Below are 7,508 nucleotides of genomic sequence, written 5' to 3'. Positions count from 1 at the left end.
CCCTCCCTCCCCGGCTGCGTCTGCCACGCCACCGTGATTTCCGGCACCGTCAGCCTGACGGCGGAGGGACAGGACTTCCAGCTCCTGGAGCGGGACGCCGTTCGCTTCAAGGCGGACCAGCCCTACCACTTCGGAAACATGTCCAGCGGCACCGGGCGGCTGCTGCTGGAATATCAATACCTGCAAAATCCCACGGAACCCGTGAAATGAGGAAAGGGGCCGGCGCTTACAGCGCCGGCCCCTTTCCTTGAGAATGAGAGGGCTTGATAATCACTGGACATATTTTCCGACCCGCTGGGCCAGCAGCACCGCCAGGACCAGCTTGACCAGATCCGGGAAAATAAAGGGGAACACGCAATAACCCAGGGCAGTCAGCACGCCCACAGGTTTCCCCATCTGGGCGTAAAGGACCAGATACCAGGCGGTTCCGAAAGCATAGCACAAAATCAGCCCAGCCACGCTGGCGGCGATTTTCACTTTCAAGGTTTCCCCCAGTCTGGCGGTCATCAGCCAGTAAAGCAGCGCCTGGAAGAAGAATCCCAGAATGTAGCCGCCGGTGGCCCCCAGCAGTACGCTGAGCCCGCCCCTGAAATTGCTGAACACCGGCGCTCCCACTGCTCCAAGCAGCAAATAGGCGGTGACGGCGTAGGTTCCCCGCCTTCCTCCCAGGGTCAGAAGGGCGGCAAAAACGGCGAAAGTCTGCATGGTAAACTGAATCAGGGGCGCGGGGACGGGCACGGAAATCCAGGCACACACTGCCGTCAAGACGGTGAAGAGGGCAATCAGGGTCAGATCCTTTGTCCGCAGCCGGGACGCAGTTTGTTCGNGCATAAATGGGTTCCTCCTTTTTCTTCCTGGCTTTGAGGATAACGTAAATTCCCCCGTTTGTCAACCATTATTTTTCAATTGGTTTACAAGTTTCCAAAAAAGGGGAGAGGCTGGGCCTCTCCCCTTTTTTATGCTCAAAGCTCCGTATGGTCACACAGCTCCCGGGCCTTGGCCTGGATGGCCTTCAGGTCCTCAAAGGTCTCCGGGCGCTTGCGGACGTCCCGGAGCAGCGCCGCCGGATGGTAGAGCGCGGTCATCCAAACGCCGCTCCGCTCGAACCATTGGCCATGCTCCTGGGTGATGCGGAAATCATCCTTGATGATGACCTTGGCCGCGATACGGCCCAGACAGACGATAATTTTAGGCCGCAGCAGCGCCGTCTGGCGGCGAAGCCAATCGATGCAGGCGTCCTGCTCCACCCCCAGAGGGTCCCGGTTCTGAGGTGGGCGGCACTTGACGATGTTGGCAATGTAAACTTTGCTCCGATCCAGGTTTACCATCTCCAGCATCTCGTCCAGCAGCTTCCCCGCCCGGCCCACAAAGGGCTTGCCCTGCTCATCCTCGTGCTGGCCGGGGCCTTCGCCGATGAACAACAGCTCCGCGTTCTCCGCGCCGTCCCCAAAAACCACATTATGGCGGGTGTCTGCAAGGGAACATCCTTTACAGTCCAAACATTCCTTTCGCAAGCTCTCCCAAGTATCCATGCAAAAATCCTCCNGTCTTTTTCCCTCTTTTTCGACTATTGTACCATGAAAAAACTACCGGCGCAAGAGGCGGATACCATCCTGCCCACGGGAGACACTGAAACCCGAGGTGATACGATGGACCTCTGGCTTTGGTATTTTTGGATATACAGCTTTCTGGGCTGGCTGGTGGAGCTGGCCTTTGCCGCCGTCTCCCAGTCGGAGGAAAAACGGCGACGCTGTCTGCTGCTCCTGCCCCTGTGCCCGGTGTATGGGCTGGGTATGCTGGCGGCGCTGGCCCTGCCTCCCATGGGCTGGCTGGGCGTAACGGTCCTGGGCGGGCTGGCGGCCACGGCGGTGGAATACGCCTGCCACTGGGCGGGAGAACGGTTTCTAGGCGTCCGCTTCTGGGACTACGCCCAGGTCCCTGGAAACCTCCGCGGCCGGGTCTGCCTGCCCTTCACCCTGGCCTGGGGGATGTTGGTATGGGCGGCAATAAAATTCGTCCAGCCTGTGGTGGCGGCTCTGGCCGCATCGATCCCGGAGGCGGCAACCTATATTTTCCTGCTGGTTTTTACTGGGGACCTGGTCTGTTCCCTCCGGTTCCTCCGGATTACGGGAGATTTGAAAGGAATGCGGGCGGCTGTGTTTTCCCCGGATTAGGCCATGTTTCGAACAAGGCCTAACCACCGCACCNACACCGAAAACCTCTTTTTCATGCAATATCTTTTCCTTTACACCACTTGAAACAGATAGAATTTCAGATAGTTTGTTTCCTCCACGCCCCATAAAATCGGGTGGTCACAGCTCTGCTGCCTTGCCTCAATCTGCCGGAGTCGGACTCCGGCGTCCCGGGCGGCAGACCGGAGCATGGCAGTGAACTTCTCCTCTTCCGCAAAGTGGGAACAGGAGCAAGTGGCCAGATAGCCGCCCCGGGGCAGCAGCTTCATGGCCCGGTAGTTGATTTCCTTGTAGCCCGTCATAGCGCTGGCCGCCGTCTTCCGGGATTTGGTAAAGGCCGGCGGGTCCAGAATGATAAAATCATACTTCACCGGCTCCTTTTCCAGGGCCGGGAGCAGCTCAAAGACGTTGGCGGCCACGCAGTCCACCACGCCGCCCAAGCCGTTTCGCTCCGCGTTGGCCCGGGCCATCTCCACGGCGGAGGCCGACACGTCCACGGCGGTGACCCGCTTCGCTCCGCCCAGGGCGGCGTTTAAGGCAAAGGACCCGGTATGGGTGAAGCAGTCCAGCACCGTCCTTCCCTCCGCCAGCCGCCCCACTGCCCGGCGGTTGTATTTCTGGTCCAGGAAAAAGCCGGTTTTCTGTCCGTTTTCTACATCTACCAAATATTTTACGCCATTCTCTACAATCTCCGTTACCGGAGAATCCGCCGGGGCCTCCCCAGGCAGGGGAAACCATTCCTTGTACTGCTCCAGTCCCTCCTTCTCCCGGAGGGGGACATCATTCCGCTCGAAGACGCCCCGAACGGCCTGCCCGTCCTCCCGAAGAATCCGGACCAAAAGAGGCAGCAGCAGGTCCTTGATCCTCTCCATGCCCACAGACAGCACCTGGACGCTGAGGAGGTCATGGAACTTGTCCACCGTCAGGCCGGGGAACATGTCGGCTTCCCCGAAGATGACGCGGCAGGCGTCCAAATCCTCGGGAGCCATGACCGTTTTCCGGTACTCCCAGGCCCAGCGGAGCTTCCGCTCCCAGAAGGCGGCGTCAAAGCGGTCGTTGGCGTTCCGGGAAATCAGGCGGACCCGGATTTTCGATTTCTCCGACAGGAAGCCGGTGCCCAAGTACGCGCCCTTCCGGCTCCGCACATCCACCAGCCCGCCGTTCTCCAGCGTGCCCTCTATCGACAAAATTTCCGCGTCGTAGATCCAGGGATGCCCCCGGAGAATAGCCGCCTCGGCTTTTGGGGTGACTGCAACACTGGGATATGCCCGCTCTGCTTTCATAATCAAATGACCTCCCGGCTTTTTTCCTCCCCAGTGTATCACACTTTCGGCGGCTTTGCCATAGGATTCAGTAAGAAGGAGGAATTGCCATGCCCACTATATATTTAAGCCCCTCGACACAGGAGTGGAACAGCTACGTCACCGGCAGCGGCTCCGAGGAGTACAACATGAACCTGCTGGCGGACGCACTGGTCCCCTATCTCCTCTCCAACGGAATTCAATATAAACGCAACAAGCCCGAAATGACCGCCGGGTCCTCCATCCGGGAGGCCAACCGGGGGACCTACGACCTTTACCTGGCCCTGCACTCCAACGGCGCGCCGGAGGGGCGCTACGGCGAAGAGCGGGGCATCATCGCCTTTTACTATCCCACGAGCCGCCAGGGCCAGCGGGCGGCGGAGCTCATCGCCCAGGAGCTGCGGAAAGTCTACCCCCTCCCCAACAAGGTCACCACCCGTTCCACCACCACCCTGGGAGAGGTATCCCAGTCCAAAGCCCCGGCGGTGCTGGTGGAAATCGGCTACCACGACAACTGGTCCGACGCCCAGTGGATCGAGGGGCACATGGACGCCATTGCCCAGCAACTGGCCCGGGCCCTTACCGAGTTCTTCGGCCTGCCCTTCATCTACCCCTCGGACCCCGTGCAGGGCACAGTGGCCGTCAACTGGGGGACGCTGAACCTGCGGAGCTACCCCGCTCCCACCGGAACAATCATCGCCAATCTCCCCGACGGCGCCCAGGTGACCATTTACGGGGAGTGGCAGGGCTGGTATGTCGTCCATCACGAGGGCCGCGTAGGCTACGCCGCAGCCGCGTATATCGACACCTGACCTCCTTTTCACAGGGGCGCGGCTGTTGCTTTTGCGCCGGATTTGCCGGGGTATTTTCGTTCCTGCCAAAATTTTCTTGTAATTTCGCCGCCGGTTTGAGGATTTTGCTTGACAGCGGTCCAGTAAAAGTTTAAACTAAAAGCAGATTGCCGTCGGAGGGCAAAGGGGTGTCCTCCGGTCGTTTTCTAAAACGCTCCTGTCCGCGGGTTCTGTTTTGGAAGCCGGCAATGCGCCCAACCGCGAAAGATGTTCCGCCCCTGGAAGACCGGTGCCCCTCATTCGGGGCGCGGGCGGAAGACAAGGAGACCCATGTCCAAAAGCCGCCGGCGGCCATACCGCCCCGGGGACATCCATGCCCTTGGAGGGGATGCAAAGCCCTCTCCGCCGCACGGGCGTGTTGACCGTTTTTGAAGCGGGCTTCCCGCGGCAATACCAAAACTGAATGGAGGAATCAGCAGCCGTGATTCAAAGCGTCATTGCCCTTCTCATAGGGCTGGTGGCTGGCGGCGTGATTTGCTTCCCGCTTGGTATTCGCTATCGGAAGAACGTCTCTGAAAAAGAAATCTCCAGCGCCGAAGAAGAGGGAACGCGCATCGTCAACGAGGCCATCAAAAGCGCCGAATCCAAGAAGCGCGAGGCCCTGCTGGAAGCCAAGGAGGAGATCTTAAAAAACCGCAGCGAGTACGAAAAGGAAGTCAAGGAACGCCGCGCCGACCTTCAGCGGCAGGAAAACCGCCTGCAGCAAAAGGAGGAAAACCTCGACCGGAAAATCGAGGCCGTGGAAAAGAAAGAGGAGTCCCTGTCTCAAAAGCACGCCGCCATTGACAAGGAGACCGAGGAAATCAAGCTTGTCAAGCGCGGCCAGACCGAAATGCTGGAGCGCATCTCCGGCTTCACCACCGAGGAGGCGAAGCAGTACCTCATCGACCAGGTGGAAGCGGAAGTCACCCACGAGACCGCCCTCAAGATCAAAGAGGTGGAGTCCCGGATGAAGGAGGAGTGCGACGCCAGGGCCCGCGAAATCGTGGCCCAGGCCATCCAGCGCTGCGCCGCCGACCAGGTGGCCGATATGACCGTCAGTGTGGTTCCCCTGCCCAATGACGAAATGAAGGGCCGTATCATCGGCCGGGAAGGCCGGAATATCCGCACCATCGAGACCCTGACGGGCGTGGACCTCATCATCGACGACACGCCGGAGGCCAGCACCGTCTCCTGCTTCGAGCCGGTGCGCCGGGAGNTTGCCCGCCTGNCCCTGGAAAAGCTGATTTCCGACGGGCGCATCCACCCCACGCACATTGAGGAAATGGTGGAGAAGGCCCGCCGGGAGGTGGACGCCACCATCAAAGCCGAGGGCGAGCGGGTCGTCTTCGAGTGCGGCGTCCGCAGCCTCCACCCGGAGCTGGTGAAGATGCTGGGCCGCCTCCACTACCGCACCAGCTACGGCCAGAACGTTCTTCAGCACTCCGTGGGGGTCAGCCACATCGCCGGCATGATGGCGGCGGAGCTGGGGGTGGACGTCCAGGCCGCGAAACGGGCCGGACTGCTCCACGACCTGGGCAAGTCCGTGGACCATGAGATGGAGGGTACCCATGTGGCCCTGGGCGTGGAATTCGCCCGGAAGTACAAGGAAAAAGAGGACATCATCCACGCCATCGAGGCCCACCACAACGATGTGGAGCCCAGGACCATCGTTGCCTGCCTGGTTCAGGCCGCGGACGCCATTTCCGCCGCCCGGCCCGGCGCCCGCCGCGAGAACCTGGAGAACTACATCAAGCGCCTGGAGCAGCTGGAGACCATCACCGGCTCCTATCCCGGCGTGGACAAGGCGTTTGCCATCCAGGCGGGCCGGGAGGTCCGGGTCATGGTGAAGCCCGAGCAGGTCAGCGAGGACCAGATGGTCATNCTGGCCCGGGATTTGGCCAAGAAAATCGAGGAGGAAATGGAATACCCCGGCCAGATCAAGGTCCATGTCCTCCGGGAGACCAAAGTGGTCGAGTACGCGAAATAAAAATTCCCTCCGCAACGGACTGCGGGGGACAAGAACGCAGGGAACGGAAAGCGGTCGTGATACATTCACTGCCGCTTTCTGTTTTTATCATCAGCGAAAGAAAGGATGTTGTTTCCCATGAGTGTTCAAAATCTCCTTAACACCCAGCCCCGGACAGACAGCCGCCCTGCCGCCGGACGGAGCAGGGCGGCAGGCGCTTCCTTCCAGGAGAAGCTGGTCCAAACCTCCGCCGTGGTTGAGGCGCCCCCCATCCATCTCCGTATGCCCACGGAAAACACCGTCTACTCCGGCGCTCACGCCGGGCGGAACAACACCATGCAGGAAATCTACNCGGAATACGCCGCGGACTCCACCCCGGAGGACCCCATTGTCCGCATCAGCGGCGTGTCGGACAGCGGGCCTTATGATTTCACCTGTCATATCAAAGACATCGACCCCTCCAACGCCTCCTACGCGGAATTGGCCGCCCTGTACGGTCATTTGGCAAAGACCGGCGCGCTCCAAAGCGCCCCGGGCGGAACCGTACTGCCCACCGGGCTGGAAACCGGCGATATCACAGAGCGGCGGGACTACCTCGGTATGATCGACCGCCACCAATACGACCCCCATTTTGGCGGTACCTGCAAAGCGCAGGCAGCCGAACTGCTGGCTTTGTACCAGCCTTACGCCTCCGAAGGCGGAACCTCCCGGAGCGCCTCCGCCCTAGACCACAGCGTTCTTATGAAAAACAACCTTCTTTCCGCGCTGGGTGATTTCAAGACCTCCACTCTGGAGCGGATGGAGAAGGCCAAGGAGAATGAGGAGGAGCAGCAGGCCTGGGAAAAGCTCCTGAAGTATCTGGACGCCTGGATCGAGTCCCTGCGGGAGGAGGCTGACGTCCGGAAGATTGCCAAGGCTCACGCCGCCCTGACGGCCCTTCAGGCCGACGCCGAGTCGGATCGCCCGGACCTTGGCGACTATCTCCTGGAACAGCTTCGAAACGTCATTGCCTGATGAAGATCCCCGGCGCGTACGCGCCGGGGATCTTTTCCCGCTCTATAGACGCACGCCGCGCAGCCAGGGCACCGCCCCCCATTGGATGCTTGCCAGCAGCGCAGGCAGCAGCCACAGGCTTCCCCCGGTCTTCCATATCACCCAGAGGATCAGCCCCGACAACGCCGCCGCCGCAACCGTCCCCGCCCAGCGGCCCGCCGCC

General features: G+C 60.7%; 7 protein-coding genes. 4 read left to right on the top strand and 3 right to left on the bottom strand.

Translation table 11 applies throughout. The features are described 5' to 3' along the window. Window positions 1-210, top strand: a 210-nt coding sequence (locus JX325_RS10495) for a hypothetical protein (RefSeq protein WP_204791087.1), incomplete at its 5' end; no start/stop codon positions are given. 60 nt (window positions 211-270) lie between these two features. Here JX325_RS10495 and JX325_RS10490 read toward each other — a convergent pair. Both JX325_RS10490 and JX325_RS10485 read right to left on the bottom strand, forming a co-directional pair. After that, entirely contained in the window at window positions 271-831 is a 561-nt protein-coding gene (locus JX325_RS10490) for a biotin transporter BioY (RefSeq protein WP_204791086.1), read from the bottom strand. A 131-nt stretch (window positions 832-962) separates the two neighbouring features. Further along, the gene (locus JX325_RS10485) at window positions 963-1,532 is read right to left on the bottom strand and encodes a uracil-DNA glycosylase family protein (RefSeq protein ID WP_204791085.1); all 570 of its coding nucleotides are present in this window, start codon (window positions 1,530-1,532) and stop codon (window positions 963-965) included. Between the two features lie 117 nt (window positions 1,533-1,649). Between JX325_RS10485 and JX325_RS10480 the strand changes: the two genes are divergently transcribed. Continuing rightward, window positions 1,650-2,174 carry a putative ABC transporter permease gene (locus JX325_RS10480; RefSeq protein WP_204791084.1) on the top strand — a complete coding sequence of 175 codons (525 nt, stop codon included), beginning with the start codon at window positions 1,650-1,652 and terminating at the stop codon, window positions 2,172-2,174. 71 nt (window positions 2,175-2,245) lie between these two features. On the opposite strand, the gene JX325_RS10475 is transcribed toward JX325_RS10480, so the two are convergent. Continuing rightward, entirely contained in the window at window positions 2,246-3,475 is a 1,230-nt protein-coding gene (locus JX325_RS10475) for a class I SAM-dependent rRNA methyltransferase (protein ID WP_204791083.1), read from the bottom strand. A gap of 89 nt (window positions 3,476-3,564) precedes the next feature. On the opposite strand from JX325_RS10475, the gene JX325_RS10470 reads away from it, so the two are divergent. Continuing rightward, window positions 3,565-4,305: an N-acetylmuramoyl-L-alanine amidase gene (locus JX325_RS10470; protein WP_204791082.1), complete on the top strand. Its 741-nt coding sequence runs from the start codon at window positions 3,565-3,567 to the stop codon at window positions 4,303-4,305. A gap of 442 nt (window positions 4,306-4,747) precedes the next feature. Then, a complete protein-coding gene (gene rny / locus JX325_RS10465) occupies window positions 4,748-6,313 on the top strand; it encodes a ribonuclease Y (protein ID WP_204791081.1) in 1,566 nt (521 codons plus the stop codon). The last annotated feature ends 1,195 nt before the right edge of the window (window positions 6,314-7,508 follow it).

The sequence above is a fragment of the Oscillibacter sp. CU971 genome (assembly GCF_905219725.1).
Classification (GTDB): domain Bacteria; phylum Bacillota; class Clostridia; order Oscillospirales; family Oscillospiraceae; genus Oscillibacter.
The sequence above is the reverse complement of the archived record's forward strand: the minus strand, read 5'-3'. Positions and strand labels throughout refer to the sequence as shown.

Excerpts from the sequence above, each read along its gene's own strand:
- JX325_RS10485 (WP_204791085.1), bottom strand. The coding sequence starts at position 1,532 with ATGGATACTTGGGAGAGCTTGCGAAAGGAATGTTTGGACTGTAAAGGA.
- JX325_RS10470 (WP_204791082.1), top strand. The coding sequence starts at position 3,565 with ATGCCCACTATATATTTAAGCCCCTCGACACAGGAGTGGAACAGCTAC.
- JX325_RS10480 (WP_204791084.1), top strand. The coding sequence starts at position 1,650 with ATGGACCTCTGGCTTTGGTATTTTTGGATATACAGCTTTCTGGGCTGG.
- JX325_RS10475 (WP_204791083.1), bottom strand. The coding sequence starts at position 3,475 with ATGAAAGCAGAGCGGGCATATCCCAGTGTTGCAGTCACCCCAAAAGCC.